The following is a 16004-nucleotide window of genomic DNA, read 5'->3' on the forward strand; positions in this document are numbered from 1 at the left end:
GGTCTTTTTTTATCTAATTATAATTTTTGAATTATTAAATGAATCTAAATCATCCTTTTTTAAGGTGACTGATCTTGGCAAAGGAGTTAAAGTTTCACTTCCATTAATATAATTTTGCACATAAAAACGGTTATCATATCCTTTTTCTTCCAGATAAACAGACATTTGTTTTAAGTCTTCTTTTGAACACAACTCAGAATGATAGGTGGTTCTTATTTCATATTTTATTTTAGAAGACTTCAAAAGTTCAAAAGACGCTTCAAAATCGGCAAATAAATTAGACTTAGTAACGGCTACAAATTTTTCTGGAAGTGCTTTAAAGTCTAGTGCCACATAATCAATTAAATTAAGTTCTAATAATTTCTTTAAAACCTTTGGACTACTTCCATTTGTGTCTATTTTAACAAGAAAGCCCATTTTTTTGACTATTTCAATATCTTCTAGTATGTTTTTATGAATAAGACATTCTCCACCACTAAAAACTACTGCATTAAGCAATCCTATTCTTGTTTTTAAAAATGAAATTACTTCCGTAAAAGAAATAGTTCCTTTACCCAAAACAATTTCAGGATTATAACAATAAAGACATCTCATATTACAACCTGCATACCATAAAATACATGCAGATTTATCTGGATAATCTAAAAGCGTAAAAGGTGTTATATTTGAAATAGATTTTGCTAACACTCATTTTCTTTAAAATGAACACGTTGTTTGTGTTCTCCTTTTTTTCCAATATTGAAACTCTCTACAGGTCTGTGATAACCCATTACTCTCGTGTAAACCAAACATTTTGTTCTTAAATGCTGATTTTGTTCTAGTACTTCGTTAGTTTTTGTGTTCATAAGCTGTGTTATTAAGGTTTTCAATTAAAGTTTCATCGCATTTCGGACAATATTCGTGTTCTCCATTTAAATAGCCATGTATAGGGCAAACACTAAATACTGGTGTAACTGTGATATAAGGTAATTTGAAATTTGTTATAACTGTTTTTACAAAGTTTTTACAAGCTTCTGAAGAGCTAATTCGTTCATTCATGTATAAATGCAATACCGTTCCTCCTGTGTATTTACATTGTAATTCATCTTGCATCAATAAAGCCTCAAATGGGTCTTGTGTAAAATCTACAGGTATTTGAGAACTATTGGTATAATAAATATTATCCTCCATTCCGGCTTGCAATATTTCTGGAAAACGTTTTTTATCTTCTTTAGCAAAACGATAAGTGGTTCCTTCAGCAGGTGTTGCTTCCAAATTATATAAATTCCCCGTTTCTTCTTGGTATTCTTTCATTTTATTTCGGATATAATCCAATACTTCCAAACAAAAATCATTCCCATAAACCGAGGTTAAATCATGCATTCCATCAGTGAAATTAAGCACCATTTCGTTCATTCCATTTACGCCAATAGTAGAAAAATGGTTTCTAAAATGAGGCAAATAACGTTTGGTATATGGGAACAAACCTCTTTCATACATATCTTGAATGAAGACACGTTTTTTCTCTAAAGTAGACTTAGAAATTTCTAGTAATTTATCTAATTGTTCATACAAACCATCTTCATTATTTTTGTACAAATAACCAAGTCTAGCCATATTAATAGTAACTACACCAATACTTCCTGTCATTTCTGCACTTCCAAAAAGTCCGTTTCCACGCTTTAATAATTCGCGTAAATCGAGTTGTAAACGGCAACACATGCTTCGTACTGCATTAGGTTTATAAGCACTTTCGTTTTCTATTTTTTCTCCATTTTCATCTAAAGTATATTGACTTCCTATGAAATTTTGAAAATAAGACGACCCAATTTTGGCTGTATTTTCGAAAAGAATTTCTGTGTTTTCTCCATCCCAATCAAATTCTTCTGTAATATTTACTGTTGGAATAGGAAAAGTAAACGGTTGCCCATTTGCATCCCCTTCGGTCATAACCGTATAATAAGCCTTGTTGATTAGGTTCATTTCTTTTTGAAAATGAGTATATTGCATTTCTTCTAATGCGGAAACACCTCTTTCTTTTGCTTTTTCTAATAAAACTGGTTTGTCAATTCCTCTAAATAAATGAATGTCGTTTTTTGTTGGAACCTGGTCTTTCAAATCAGATGGAACTACCCAGTCCAGAGTAATATTTGTAAAAGGGGATTGACCCCAACGAGCCGGGACGTTTAAATTATAAACAAAACTACGAACCGCTTTTAAAACTTCATCGAAAGATAAATTGTCTTTAAAAACATAAGGAGCTAAATACGTATCAAATGAACTAAAAGCTTGTGCTCCTGCCCATTCGCTTTGCAAAATACCTAGAAAATTAGCCATTTGCCCAAGTGCTTCTCTAAAGTGCGATGGTGCTTTACTTTCTACACGTCCTCGAACACCGTTAAAGCCTTCATTTAACAAAACGCGTAAACTCCAACCTGCACAATACCCAGTTAAGCAATCTAAATCGTGAATATGAAGGTCTCCGTTTCTATGCGAATAGCCTTCTTCTTTAGTATAAACTTTGTCTAACCAATAATTGGCAATAATTTTACCTGCTGTATTGTTTACTAAACCCGCATTTGAATAAGAAGTATTGGCATTTGCATTTATTCGCCAATCGGTTTGTGAAATGTATTCTTCAATAGTTTGCGAACTATCTACATAAGTAGTATCGTCATTTAACCCTACTACATGTTCTCTTTGTAGTTTGCGAGTATGGCGAAATAACATAAAAGAGCGCATTACATTAAAATAACCTTTTTCAAAAAGAGCTTTTTCAATATTATCTTGAATGTCTTCAACTGCCCAAACTTCCTTTTGTTCAATTTGCTTTATTACCGTTTTGTAAATACTTTCATCATATGGAATAGATACGCTATTAAAGCTTTTCTCGATTGCATCTTTTATTTTATAACTTTCGTAAAGTTTATAATCGCCGTTTCTTTTGATAACATATATTTCCATAAATAAATGAGTTTAGATTTATTAGTACATTTTTAATTTAAATTTAGAATTCTAAGAAATTGAAAACTTTTCTTCCATTTCAATTGCTTTAATAAATAGAATATTGTTTTCTAAATGAATGTGTTTGTGTAAGTCTTGTTCAAATTCTTGTAACATTGAAAAAGTAACTTTATATGTATTACAAGCATCTGCTGGTGGCGTGTAATTATTAGTTAAATCAGCAATTTTTACAAAACGGTCTCCTTCATTTTCATGCTCATGTTTCATCATTGCAATAGGATTTCCAACAGTTCCAAAATGTGGTTGCTCTAAACCTTGGTTTGTTCGAATAGCATTTGCCATTTGTTTAATAAAAGGAAATAAAATCAATTCTTCTTTTTTCATATGTTGAGCTAACTCACCTGCACAACCTATAAATAACTCATTTATTAAAAACAATTCGGGATGCGCATTTCCATGTACTTTACATAGTTTATCTAAAAAGGCTAGTAAAACTGGTGTTTTCTCTTCTACATAACGGTGGTGTGTTTTTTCAATATAATCTACTAGTAAATCTACAGGCCAAGATTGAAAATCAATGGTTCCTTCTGATTTCATTTCTAATAATTGATTTACTTCTTTTTCAATTAATTCAAAATCCATTCCTTTTTTACTACAAGCTTCTTCGATAGTTCTGTTACCTTTGCAGCAAAAATCGATACCATATTTAGAAAATACAGAAGCTGTTCTAAAATCCTTAGCTACATATTCTCCAATAGTTTGTTTTTCTAATATATTCATAATTTTTATGTTTTATTCGTTTTTGCAACTTGATTTTTAAATTATAATCTGTAACAATATTACAATCAAAAACATATTCGTTTTTATGATTAAAGTCATAGCCAGAACTAAATATTCACTTTTATTTTGCAGAAGAAAAATGATGCATTATAAAAGATAGATAAATGGAAGAAAAAATAATTCCTACTTTAGAAAAAGGACACCCAGTTAGTATTTATTTTCAAGAGAATGATTTAATAAATAAGTTAATAAATGAACTAGTAGAATCTGATCCTGAAGATGATTTTCAAAAGTTTTTTAATGTTTTTAACCAATTAGAAACCATTGAAAAACGCTTTGTTCGAAAAGAAAATCAATTATTTCCTTTTTTAGAGAAATACAATTGGGATGGTCCTTCAAAAAATATGTGGTCTTTTCATGATACTTTAAGAGAACAATTTCGATTATTAAGAGGTTATGTAGCAACAAAAAACTTTGAAAAGCTAAAGACAAATCTCGAATATCTTTTAAATGGTATTTATCGATTAATGGAAGTAGAAGAAACCGTATTGTTTCCAAATGCTTTAAATTTATTGAAAGAAGAAGATTGGATTACAATGCGAAAAGGGGAAGAGGAAATTGGTTGGATGCTTAAAGAAACTCCTCCAAATTATCCAGAAAACCAATATGTACATCCTTCGGAAGATTTTACAGAAAGGAATTTAGATTTTACTTCAAAAGAGGCCTCTCATTATGATGAAGGGTACATGACAGTGGAGCAAGTTAATTTGCTTTTTAGAACTATGCCTTTAGATATTACTTATGTAGATGAAAATGATAAAGTGATTTTCTATAATCGTGGAGAAGAAAGAGTATTTCCAAGAAGTGCAGGAATTATTGGTAGAGAAGTGAAATTTTGTCACCCTCCAAAAAGTGTAGATACTGTTTTAAAAATTTTAGAAGAGTTTAAAAAAGGAAATAAAAACGAAGCTTCGTTTTGGATAAACTATAAAGAACGATTGATTTACATACGCTATTTTGCGGTTAGAGATAATGACAAAACGTATAGAGGTGTAATCGAAATGTCACAAGATATTACAGATATTAAAAAAATAGAAGGAGAACAACGATTATTAGATTGGAATTAAATTTTTAATACAAGAAGAAAAATGAGTACGAACTTATTAAAAGAAAAGATTCTTCAATTAAAAAAGGAGAAAAATGCGGTAATTTTAGCCCATTATTACCAGGAAAAAGACATACAAGAAATTGCAGATTATGTTGGTGATAGCTTAGGTTTGTCTCAAGAAGCTGTAAATGTTGATGCTGCTATTATTTTGTTTGCAGGAGTTCATTTTATGGCGGAAACTGCTAAAATTTTGAATCCAAGTAAAAAAGTAATTCTTCCTGATTTAAAAGCGGGTTGTTCTTTAGCCGATTCTTGTCCGCCTGATTTATTCAAAGCGTTTAAAGAACAACATCCAGATCATATTGTGATTACTTATGTGAATTGTTCTGCCGAAATTAAAGCGCTTTCCGATATTGTTTGTACGTCTTCCAATGCGTTAAAAATTGTGAATTCTGTTCCTAAAGAAACACCAATAATATTTGCACCCGATAAAAATTTAGGCAAGTATATTATTGAACAAACAGGAAGAGAAATGGTGTTGTGGGATGGTTCTTGCATTGTACATGAAGCTTTCTCAATTGAAAAACTGTTAGAATTATACAAACAACATCCAGATGCAGAAATTATTGCACATCCAGAATCGGAAACACATATTTTAAGAACTGCAAAATACATTGGTTCAACTGCTGGAATGATAAATTATGTAAAAGAATCATCATCTAATAAGTTTATTGTTGCCACCGAAGCCGGAATTTTATACAAAATGCAACAGCAAGTACCGCATAAAACATTGATTTCTGCTCCTTCACACGAAGATAATACTTGTGCTTGCAGTGAATGTGCTTTTATGAAGATGAATACTTTACAGAAGGTTTATGACTGTTTGTTGAATGAATCTCCTGAAATTATAGTTCCTGCTCATATTCAAGAAAAAGCATTACTTCCTATTAATCGAATGCTTGAATTATCATAAACATGAGAAAAACCAATTATTTAGTTTTAGGATCTGGCGTTGCTGGGTTAACTTTTGCAATTAAAATTGCGGAACACTTCCCAAATAAGAAGGTTACAATAGTTACGAAAGCTAATGAAGAAGAATCGAATACAAAATATGCTCAAGGTGGTATTGCTGTGGTGATGAATAATATTGAGGATAATTTTCAAAAACATATTGAAGATACTTTAATTTGTGGGGATGGTTTATGTAATGAAGGTGTTGTAAAAATGGTTATTACTGAAGGACCAAAACGTGTACAAGAATTAATAGATTGGGGAACGCAATTTGATAAAAACAGAGAAGGAACTTTTGATTTGGGAAGAGAAGGAGGGCATACAAGTAATCGTGTAATGCATCATAAAGACCAAACGGGTTATGAAATTGAACGTGCTATTTTAGCTAAAGCACATCTGTTAAAAAACATAGAAATTTTAGATTATCACTTTGCTACTGATTTAATTACTAAAAACAATATTTGTTTTGGAGCAACTGTTTTAGATGAAAAAACAAATGAAATTACCTTTTTTCAGGCCGATTTCACTTTACTTGCAACTGGAGGAATTGGTCAGGTTTACGGACATACAACTAACCCAGAAATTGCAACTGGAGACGGAATTGCCATGGCAAAAAGAGCAAATGCCATTATAAAAGATATGGAATTTATTCAATTTCATCCAACAGCTTTATTTAGTAACGATTTAAGTGCTACTTTTTTAATTTCGGAGGCAGTTAGAGGTTTTGGAGCTTATTTGCGTAATAAAGAAGGGCATCGATTTATGTTGGATTGTGATAATCGTGGCGAATTAGCTTCGAGAGATATAGTATCGCAATGCATTGAAAAAGAGTTGAAAAAATCGGGTAATGAATGTGTGTATTTAGATTGTACGCATTTAGATATAATAGAATTTAAAAAGCATTTTCCAATGATTTATGATCGTTGTAAAGCCATTGGAATTGTAATTGAAAACGATTGGATTCCTGTTATTCCTGCGCAACATTATGTTTGTGGTGGAGTAGAGGTTGACACAAACGGTAAAACTTCTGTTGAGAATTTATTTGCTTGTGGTGAATGTTCGCAAACGGGTTTGCATGGTGCGAATAGATTAGCATCTAATTCATTACTCGAAGCAATTGTGTATTCGGATAGAATTTTTAATTATTTAAAAGAAAACACCATTATAAATTCAATTGAAATTAATTCAATAAAGAAAGATACGAAAAATCAATATTTTGATGAAAATTGTATTGTTTCTACAAGGGAAAAATTGCAAATAATTATGCGAAAAAATGTGGGTATTGTTAGAAATAATTTAGATTTAGAACGAACTAAGAATCAATTAATTTTATGGAAAGAATCAATTTATAGTTTAAAACTAAACTATAAAGTTACTAAGGAAATGTATGAGTTAGAAAACATGATAGATGTTTCCTTTTTAATAGTTTCTCATTCTTTAAAACGAACAGAAAACAAAGGTGGATTTATAAAAAATTAATCCACCGCTTTTTGCATCATCATTTGCGAAATGTTCATTGCCCGATTTTTAATTTCATCTGCTTTTTCTCCTTTAAAAAGTGCATCAACCGTAGCATTAAATAATTTATTCCAATGATTGAAATGATCTTCACTTAATTTACTTTTTTGATTTAATTCCTTGTGTTTTATCATTGGATTTCCTTCAAAATTACCTGTACTGAATAATATATTTTCCCAAAAATCATACATCTTAGGTAGGTGTAAACTCCAATTTACTTTAGCTACATCGGTAAACAAATAACCAATAACATCATCAGTAATTACAGTATCATAAAAAGCATCTACAAGCTTAATTATATCTTCTCTATTTTGAATATCGTTCTTCATAAGCTACAATTTATAAGTCTTTATTTTTAAATTTCCATAGAGATATAAAATAAGGAATTATACCCCACAAGCAAAGTAACAAAAATGATAAAAACAATCCGAATGCAGTGCCAAAGAAATCTTTAAAAATTGCTCCTGTATAACCCATCATTGCAGAAACATCTAATTGCAACAGTATTTGAATTCGAGCCAAATCTATAGGGCTAAATGCCGTAATACCTACCATTGCATTTTCAATTGGATACTCTGAAAATTGGAATAATAAGAATAAAACAATTCCATCAAAAAGCAAAGCAAAGTAAAGCCAAGTCATAATTGCAATTCCAATTCCTTTTGCTTTATCACGCGTTATAATGGAATTTAAAAAAGCTAATGCTACAAATACTACAGTTATTAAACTTCCCACCAAAACCATCATTAAACCTAAGGTATTTGGTGCAAATACAAGTAAAGGAACCCCTGCTCCTACGAAGAATGAAATTACCATAGAAGAGGAAAGTCCAATAAATAAACTCAACCAAATTTTTACTCTTTTTATAGGTTGGCTCAATAATAACTCAATAAATTCGGAACTATTATATAAATAAATGGTTGCAAATAGAATAGAAACCAATGGAACCGTAAATAATATTACATTCAAAATGGTTAAAATTCCCTTGGACGAATTATCTTCTAAACTAAAGGATCCCCAAGATAATATGGCTAAAATTAAAGTGTAAGCCAATACAATTTTGTTTTTTAGAATATCGGAAAGTATAATTTTTATAATTCTGTTCATTTTTTATTTTGCTTTAAAATTTGTGCAATGGCTTTAGAGATTTTAGTTTCATTAGTCTCTTCTAAAAGTGAAGCAATCTTTTTATGGAAATATACTTCTCCATCTTGCATAAATATTATTTCGGTAATTAAATCGTCTAATTCGCTTAATAAGTGTGAAGTAATTACTATTAATTTTCCTTTTTCCTTTTCCTTAATTATTTTCTCTTTTAAAATTTCTGAAGCTAAAGGATCTAAACCCGCTGTTGGTTCGTCTAAAATAAGTACATCTGGATTAAACAGAAAAGCCAAAGTTGCACTTACTTTTTGAGTAGTTCCACCAGAAAGCGTTCGCATTTGCTTATCGAACATTTTTTCCAATTCAAAAGTCTGGATTAATTCTTCATCTAATACATTATTTGAGTTTCTAATGGTTTTAATCATTTCGATAATTTGACCAATTGTCATAGTATCTGGATAACGACCTATTTGTGGCATATAGCCAATTTTATCTCTGTATTGAAATTCTTTTTTTATGGATTTTTCGTTAAACTCTATAGCTCCATTATCTGGCAAAACCATACCGAGAATAGATTTTATTAAGGTTGTTTTTCCGCATCCATTTGGACCTATAAGTGCAATACATTCTCCTTGTTTAAAAGAAAGGTTTATATTTTTTAGTACTTCTAGTTTACCAAATTTCTTATTTATATTTTTTATTTCTATCATTATTCCAGTTTCGAGTTAAAGGTTTCGAGTTACGGGTTTGATTGAACTTTGTGATTTTCAATTCATAACTTGCAACTTTCAATTTATAACTTTTATTTTTTATCAAATTTACTTCCGTTATTGTTAGACTTTACTAAATAAGACATAAATGCTCCTATCTTTTTACTTTCTGTAATCGTTTTGTTTTTTAAAAACTCAAACTCATCTTTACTAATATGTTCTCTATCAAATGCTCTGTACAATTGAGATCTTAATTCACCACAAGAACCTTTTGAATAACTTAAAAAATTGATAAATTCTCTTCTACCATTTCTTTCAAATCCTTCAGCAATGTTATCCATAATTGAACCTGAAGATCGATTCATTTGATTCTTTAACTCAAAATCTTTTCCAAGTGTTGTTTTCTCAAATAGATCCCAAGTATCTTGACAAATTTCCCTACTTAGTTGCCAAATATCTAATTCTTCAAAAGTGTTTATTGTTGCCATTTTTTTTAGTTTTATTAATTGCGGGATTCGTGTTATTGAACGTGAAAATACAACAAAACGGCATTTTTTTAACCCATTAATTAACAACTTTCAACTCGAAACCTTTAACTAGGAACCATTTTCATCAGAGGCTTATTATCTATAAAATTATCTGGCGTTATACTTGGCAAAACCTTTTCTGATTTGTCTAAAAGAGTTATCATAAAACTTCTATACAGTAACATGGTTGAAGGTGTATTTTCTGAAAGAACCGCAAATAAACTCAATGGATGATAAGGTACATCTCCAATTCCGTTTTTATCTAAATCATAACCCTCGTATTTATCCCAATAATTTTGATTAAAAGAATTAAGTACAAGACTACCATTAGTACCCATATCAAATGTGTTTCCTATAAAATTATTCCTTGTAATTTCATTATCATCACAACTTGCCTGTACTTTCATTGCCCAACCGTTTTCTTGAAATAAGTTTTTTTCAAATTTAATTCGGTTAGAGCCTTCCATGTATATAGCAACTGTGTTTTTAGTAAATTTATTTCCTAAAATATAACTGTCATTTATTTCTTTTAATAACAAAGCATAAGCCGATTGTCCCCAATTTTGATCGAATAAATTGTTCATCATTTTAACTTCTTTGCTATACATTACTGCAACTCCTGCACCGTTATTTCTAAATGTATTGGTTATATAGGAATCGTTATGCGAAAACATAAAGTGCAAACCATAACGAATGTTATTCTGACTGATATTTCTCCAAATTACAGAATCAAATACAAATTCAAAATAAATACCATCTCTATGTCCTTGAATATTATTTGCAATTATTTGAATATCATTGCTTTTCCAACAATGTATTCCGTTTCCTAATTTTTGTTCTTCTTTACCGTAAGCTCTAATTCGGTTGTTTTTTATAAGGCAATTTGCTCCGTTTTGAATATAAATTCCGAAAAAGTTATCATCTAAAATATTATTCTCAATAGTTATAAAATTACTACTATAAACTTTTAAAGCTGCAGGATCCTCAATCGAAGCATAAGAAGAACGAATTAGTTTTAATCCTTTAACAATAACACTATCTGCTTTTACAGATAGAATTTCATTTTTTTTTTGTCCGTCTAAAACCGGATAATCTTTACCTAAAAGGACAATTTTTTTATCAATTATTATATTTCCTTCTCGATAAATTCCTTTATGAATTAAAATAGTATCACCGTGTTTGGCTAATTTAATTGCTTTTTTAATGCTTTTTATTTCTTTATTCGCTCCAACTTCAATAATTTGAGAATGTATAGAAATTGAAAGTAAGAGAATAAAAAGTAAATATATTTTATTTTTCATTGAAAAATATTTTACGGATTTAGAACATCATTCCAAGTTATAGATTTTGAATCTAGTTTATTCATATAATCGGTTGCTATTTTTTCTGAAGTAAAAGCAGCTGTGTTTCCTCTCATTGGGCTTGAAATTTGTGTACCATTAATATAATAGGCTGTTTCTGCTGGAATTAATGTGTTTTCTGTAGCATAATCATGTACGTAAAATTTTTCTGCATCAACAGTATTTTCATGTACATAATTAGACAAACAAGCAACATCATCAAATTTATAGACTCTACCTTTTTTAGTTATAATTTCAGCACCAAATCGACCATCTGAGATACTCATTTTACAAAAACTACATTGGTCTACATTTAATTTAATTGATTCTGGTTCAGTGCTTCCACAAGAAGATATAAATCCCATACTTAGTAGTACTAGAGCAATTTTATTTTTTTTAAACCTTTTCAATAAGTTAAACTCTTTCACTAAAATAATGCCTAATAATAATCCAGCTGTTATTAACATCCATCCTCCAATATCTGGAATAGAGTAGGCTCCAAAATTCAATAATTGTTTGTATCCAATAAGTGGTGGTTGATAAGCCATTCCTGGAACTATAATTGCTGCACTAGGATCTAAATTGTGTCCATATTCATAATTCCATCTATAGAAATCGACTCCTGCTAAAATTCCGAAAAGAATAAATGTAGCAAACAATAGTAGGACACCTTTTCTCTTTGCCACAAATACCATTAGTAAAGACATAAAGCCAAAAAACAGCATGATATATGGAAGTATCTTAAACTCAATAAAGTCTTCTGTGTGCAATGTTTTCATCCCTATATAATGGTTTAATCCATTTATAATTTCAACATCACCTCCAATTTTGTCTGCATGTAATTTTAAAATTAGGCCTTCAGGATATTGTGGAGCTTCTAATTCTATTTGCCACATTGGAAAAGAAAGAGAGAAAATGAATAATCCGCTTATTAGTACAAGGAATATTCTTGAGAAGACTGTTATTTTAGAGGTATTCATAATTACTATATTTAAAAAGAGAACAATGAACACACTGTTCCCTTTATTTTTAAATTTATTTTATTTAGTTGCTGGAAGGTTTGTACCAACACTATAAGTAATTGGAGTTGTACTTCCTTTAGGAGAAACTCTAACATAACCTTGCATTTCTTGGTGTAGCGCACTACAAAAATCGGTACAATAGAATGGTACTGTTCCAACTTGTTCTGGAATCCATTTTAAAGTGCTTGTTTCACCTGGCATGATTAACAATTCAGCTGTTTTAGCTCCTTTTATAGAGAATCCATGAGGTACATCCCAATCTTGTTCTAAATTAGTAACATGAAAATAGACTTCATCACCAATTTTTATACCTTCAATATTATCTGGAGCAAAGTGAGATCGTGAGCTTGTCATGTAAACATGAACCGTATTACCATCACGAACTACTTTTGATTCCTTTTCACCTTTTGTAGCATAGGGATGGTTGTTTCCTTCTATTTTATAGAATTTGTATTGTCCATTATTACGAATTAAATCTGCGGGTGCTGCTTGTGCATAATGAGGTTCTCCAATGGTTGGAAAATCTAATATTAGCTGCATTTTATCTCCAGTAATATCATATAACTGTGCAGATTGTGTTAGTTCTGGCCCTGTAGGTAAATATCTATCTTTCGTAATTTTATTATAAGCTACCATATATTTACCAAAAGGTTTTTTACTATCACCACCTGGAATCATTAAGTGACCAACAGAGTAATAAGTAGGTACTCTATCTAATACTTTTAGTGTTTCAATATCCCATTTCACAATTTCAGAAGAAACAAACATTGTTGAATATGCATTTCCTTTTCCATCAAATTCTGTATGTAAAGGCCCTAAACCTGGTTTTTGAACTTCACCATGTAGCACCGCATCATATTTAAGAACAGGAATACCATTGTAATCTCCTTCGTATGTTTTCTTGTCAATAGCAGCTAACATTTTTGTATAACTAAATACTGGTATTAAAGCCGCTAGTTTTCCAGAACCTACAATGTATTCTCCAGAAGGATCAACATCACAACCATGAGGCGATTTTGGACAAGGAATCATGTAACAAATGTCTTTTAATGCCATTGCATCCAACACTAATACATCTTCTTTTATTTCAGAAACTGCAGAATGTGTTTTTTCATCCCAATAGTTATGAGCATATCTTGCTTTTTCTCTTTTTCCTTTTCCAGCTTTAATATATTCTTCTGCTTTCTTCCAGTTTACTGCCATGATAAAATCTTTATCTTTTTGCGAAGCATTAACTTCTAGAAGTGTGTTAGCTTGTTCTGAATTATAACAAGAGAAGAAGAACCAACCATGTGATTTACCTTTACCAGCATGACTTAAATCAAAATTTACAGCAGGTAAACGTAATTGAAAAGCAATATCCATTTCACCTTCTTTTCCCACTTTTACAAAACTGATATGTGCTTTGTAGTTTTCTTTATAAGTGTTAATAGGCACATCTCCATCTTCGTAATCTCCTGGTACTCCAAAACGTGTTCCAGCAACCACATATTCTGTGTTTTCTGTAATGAAAGGAGAGGAGTGATTCCCTGCACTATTGGGTAACTCAATAATTTCAGCGGTCTTAAAACGTTTTAAATCTATACGGGCAATACGCGGTGTATTGTTTCCGTTAATGAATACCCAACGACCGTCTACTTCACCATTGGTTTGAGACATTTCTGGATGATGGGCATCATCCCAAGGAATAAAACCATGTGAAGTGTTTAACATTGGTTTTGTTTCTTCACTAAATCCCCATCCACTTTCTGGATCAACAGAAAATACAGGTATTACTTTTAACATTCTACCACTTGGCAATCCATAAACACTCATTTGTCCACTAAAACCACCCGAAACAAAGTTGTAAAACTCGTCAAATTTACCAGGGGCAACATAGGCTTTTTGCGCGGCATCTCCACTTACAGCATCGTTTGTGTTTTTTGGCTTACATGAACCAAAATAAGAAGCAATAAGAACAGCAATAAAACTTGTTTTTAAAAATCTATTTTTCATATACTTTCAATTTAAAATTAGTTTTAATTTACGCCATCATTTTTACGCATATACTCTAGAATCTGTCTTGCTTCGTCATCGTTTATGGATTGATTTGGCATACGTACTAAACACAATTCTAATTGCGCTTGTAGTTCTGGATCTTTATCAATCATAGGATCTGGATTAGTAATGAAGTTTAAAATCCATTCTGGTGTTCTACGTTCTGTTACACCTTTCCATCCTGGTCCTACTAAACGTTCGTCTGTCATTTTGTGACATGAAGTACATTTAACTCCTGCAACATTTTCACCCGCTGTAGCTAGTTCCTTATCTAAGGAAGCACCTAAATCTACATTTTCATATTTTCCTTCCCCTCTTTTAGGGTCGTAAGAAGATGCATCTGTTGTTTGTTCTGTTGTTGAAGAGGGCGTGAAATCTTCACTCTCTTCTTTTTTGCTTTTTCCACATGAAATTGTCAAAGCAAAAACTGCTAATAATAAAGTTAGTTTAGTCATAAATTCATTTTTTAATTTATACTACAAATTTCAGGATGATTTACTTTTTTATTTATGATTGTAATCATATTAAAAGTCATTTTTCACTATTAATTTTGTGGTATTAAATTTTATAAGTTGAAAAAAATCGCATACATATTAATGGTTATAATATTGTTTAAACCTGGTTTCCCAGTTTTAGATTATATTATTAATTATGATTTTATAGCAACTGAATTATGTAAAAATACGGGTAGTCCAGAATTAGAATGTAATGGTAAATGTCACCTTAAAAGTGAATTGGCTAATGAAGCTAAAAAAGATACGACTGATTCCAATAAAAAAAAGTATAACACCATATCATTAGATATATTGTTTTGTCAAAATAGCATTCAAAATAGTTTGAGAACTATAAAACAGCTTAATGAAAAGGTGTTAAATCAATATAATTGCATATACTTTCGAATACATATTACTTCAATATTTCATCCTCCAATTTTTAAATAGACTATAAAAAACAACATTGATATTTTTATCAATCAATTGGTTATTTTATAACTGATACTAACGTCTAATGTCTATAAATAAATTAAAATTAAAGATGAAAAATTTAAAATATGCATTCCTTTTTGTACTTGTAACTATGATTTCTTGCTCGTCTGATGATGACAATACTACAGCGGCAACTGTAACAGAATTAAGTGGTCTAAATAAAATTCAAGAAATAACAAATGATACACATGTTATTGAGTTATATAATGCCAATGGTGCATTAGAACAAGGCTATAATGCAATTTCACTTCGTATAAAAAATAAAACTACTGGAGCATATGAAAAAAATGCAACCCTTAGTTGGAGTCCAATAATACATATGACATCGATGATGCATTCGTGTCCGAAATCAGGAATTGTTAAAACAGCTTCCAAAGAAACCCTATATAATGGATATATTGTTTTTCAAATGGCTCAAAATAGTGCTGAATATTGGGATCTAAAAATCGATTATTCGATAGATGGAAATAATTACACTGTAACTGCATTAATTGACGTACCGGCTTCTACTAAACAAAGAGTAACTTCTTTTATGGGTGCAGATGGGACACGTTATATTATTGCAATGATTGATCCAAAACAACCTAAAGTTGCTATTAACGATGCTACTTTTGGATTATTTAAAATGGAAAGCATGATGAGTTTTCCAGTTGTAGATGATTATACAATAAAAATAGACCCAAGAATGCCTAGTATGGGAAATCATGGTTCACCCAATAATGTCGATCTAACTCAAGGAACTGACGCATTGTATCATGGAAAATTATCGTTAACCATGACTGGTTATTGGAAAATAAATCTTCAACTTTTAAACTCTACCAATGAAGTATTAAAAGGAGAAAGTGTTACTGAAACTACAACTTCAAGCAGTATTTATTTAGAACTAGAATTCTAAAAAAACTTTTTAATTAACAAAGG

17 protein-coding genes are annotated in these 16004 nt (G+C 30.6%); 5 read left to right on the forward strand and 12 right to left on the reverse strand.

The genetic code is table 11. The features are described from left to right. Nucleotides 1-9: 9 nt before the first annotated feature. Genes ACZ49Z_RS15255 through ric form a run of 4 tightly spaced genes read right to left on the reverse strand, consistent with a single transcriptional unit; the run spans nucleotide 10 to nucleotide 3723 of the window. Nucleotides 10-687 carry an anaerobic ribonucleoside-triphosphate reductase activating protein gene (locus tag ACZ49Z_RS15255; RefSeq protein ID WP_464305160.1) on the reverse strand — a complete coding sequence of 226 codons (678 nt, stop codon included), beginning with the start codon at nucleotides 685-687 and terminating at the stop codon, nucleotides 10-12. After that, nucleotides 681-845, reverse strand: coding sequence for an anaerobic ribonucleoside-triphosphate reductase (nrdD, locus tag ACZ49Z_RS15260; RefSeq protein WP_464305161.1), 165 nt, complete (start codon nucleotides 843-845; stop codon nucleotides 681-683). The genes ACZ49Z_RS15255 and nrdD overlap by 7 nt, the downstream gene beginning before the upstream one ends. Continuing rightward, nucleotides 829-2943: a ribonucleoside triphosphate reductase gene (locus tag ACZ49Z_RS15265; RefSeq protein ID WP_464305162.1), complete on the reverse strand. Its 2115-nt coding sequence runs from the start codon at nucleotides 2941-2943 to the stop codon at nucleotides 829-831. The genes nrdD and ACZ49Z_RS15265 overlap by 17 nt, the downstream gene beginning before the upstream one ends. A gap of 51 nt (nucleotides 2944-2994) precedes the next feature. Continuing rightward, nucleotides 2995-3723 (reverse strand): iron-sulfur cluster repair di-iron protein, encoded by a 729-nt coding sequence (gene ric / locus ACZ49Z_RS15270; RefSeq protein ID WP_464305163.1) that lies wholly within the window; start codon nucleotides 3721-3723, stop codon nucleotides 2995-2997. A gap of 176 nt (nucleotides 3724-3899) precedes the next feature. Between ric and ACZ49Z_RS15275 the strand changes: the two genes are divergently transcribed. From ACZ49Z_RS15275 to nadB, 3 genes are read left to right on the forward strand one after another with little or no spacing between them, the layout of a single operon-like run. After that, nucleotides 3900-4850, forward strand: a complete 951-nt coding sequence (locus ACZ49Z_RS15275; protein WP_464308073.1) for a DUF438 domain-containing protein — start codon at nucleotides 3900-3902, stop codon at nucleotides 4848-4850. A 21-nt stretch (nucleotides 4851-4871) separates the two neighbouring features. Next, entirely contained in the window at nucleotides 4872-5804 is a 933-nt protein-coding gene (gene nadA, locus ACZ49Z_RS15280) for a quinolinate synthase NadA (RefSeq protein WP_464305164.1), read from the forward strand. A gap of 2 nt (nucleotides 5805-5806) precedes the next feature. After that, entirely contained in the window at nucleotides 5807-7321 is a 1515-nt protein-coding gene (gene nadB / locus ACZ49Z_RS15285) for an L-aspartate oxidase (protein WP_464305165.1), read from the forward strand. On the opposite strand, the gene ACZ49Z_RS15290 is transcribed toward nadB, so the two are convergent. The 8 genes from ACZ49Z_RS15290 to ACZ49Z_RS15325 form a co-directional block, all read right to left on the reverse strand. Further along, a complete protein-coding gene (locus ACZ49Z_RS15290) occupies nucleotides 7318-7689 on the reverse strand; it encodes a group III truncated hemoglobin (RefSeq protein WP_464305166.1) in 372 nt (123 codons plus the stop codon). The two genes, nadB and ACZ49Z_RS15290, sit on opposite strands and share 4 nt — an antisense overlap. 10 nt (nucleotides 7690-7699) lie before the next feature. Then, the gene (locus ACZ49Z_RS15295) at nucleotides 7700-8467 is read right to left on the reverse strand and encodes an ABC transporter permease (RefSeq protein ID WP_464305167.1); all 768 of its coding nucleotides are present in this window, start codon (nucleotides 8465-8467) and stop codon (nucleotides 7700-7702) included. Continuing rightward, nucleotides 8464-9174, reverse strand: a complete 711-nt coding sequence (locus ACZ49Z_RS15300) for an ABC transporter ATP-binding protein (RefSeq protein WP_464305168.1) — start codon at nucleotides 9172-9174, stop codon at nucleotides 8464-8466. The genes ACZ49Z_RS15295 and ACZ49Z_RS15300 overlap by 4 nt, the downstream gene beginning before the upstream one ends. 92 nt (nucleotides 9175-9266) lie before the next feature. Continuing rightward, nucleotides 9267-9662, reverse strand: a complete 396-nt coding sequence (locus ACZ49Z_RS15305) for a four helix bundle protein (RefSeq protein WP_464305169.1) — start codon at nucleotides 9660-9662, stop codon at nucleotides 9267-9269. A gap of 104 nt (nucleotides 9663-9766) precedes the next feature. Continuing rightward, nucleotides 9767-11002 carry a nitrous oxide reductase family maturation protein NosD gene (locus tag ACZ49Z_RS15310; protein WP_464305170.1) on the reverse strand — a complete coding sequence of 412 codons (1236 nt, stop codon included), beginning with the start codon at nucleotides 11000-11002 and terminating at the stop codon, nucleotides 9767-9769. Between the two features lie 11 nt (nucleotides 11003-11013). Next, a complete protein-coding gene (locus ACZ49Z_RS15315) occupies nucleotides 11014-12021 on the reverse strand; it encodes a nitrous oxide reductase accessory protein NosL (protein WP_464305171.1) in 1008 nt (335 codons plus the stop codon). A 60-nt stretch (nucleotides 12022-12081) separates the two neighbouring features. Continuing rightward, nucleotides 12082-14058 (reverse strand): Sec-dependent nitrous-oxide reductase, encoded by a 1977-nt coding sequence (nosZ, locus tag ACZ49Z_RS15320; protein WP_464305172.1) that lies wholly within the window; start codon nucleotides 14056-14058, stop codon nucleotides 12082-12084. A gap of 23 nt (nucleotides 14059-14081) precedes the next feature. Beyond that, nucleotides 14082-14555, reverse strand: a complete 474-nt coding sequence (locus tag ACZ49Z_RS15325; protein WP_464305173.1) for a c-type cytochrome — start codon at nucleotides 14553-14555, stop codon at nucleotides 14082-14084. A gap of 141 nt (nucleotides 14556-14696) precedes the next feature. Here ACZ49Z_RS15325 and ACZ49Z_RS15330 point away from each other — a divergent pair, with 141 nt between their 5' ends. Both ACZ49Z_RS15330 and ACZ49Z_RS15335 read left to right on the forward strand, forming a co-directional pair. After that, complete coding sequence (locus ACZ49Z_RS15330) at nucleotides 14697-15041, forward strand: hypothetical protein (protein ID WP_464305174.1); 345 nt, start codon at nucleotides 14697-14699, stop codon at nucleotides 15039-15041. Between the two features lie 94 nt (nucleotides 15042-15135). Further along, a complete protein-coding gene (locus tag ACZ49Z_RS15335; protein ID WP_464305175.1) occupies nucleotides 15136-15981 on the forward strand; it encodes a hypothetical protein in 846 nt (281 codons plus the stop codon). Nucleotides 15982-16004 lie beyond the last annotated feature (23 nt).

Source organism: Flavobacterium sp. KY-23415, from assembly GCF_055384985.1.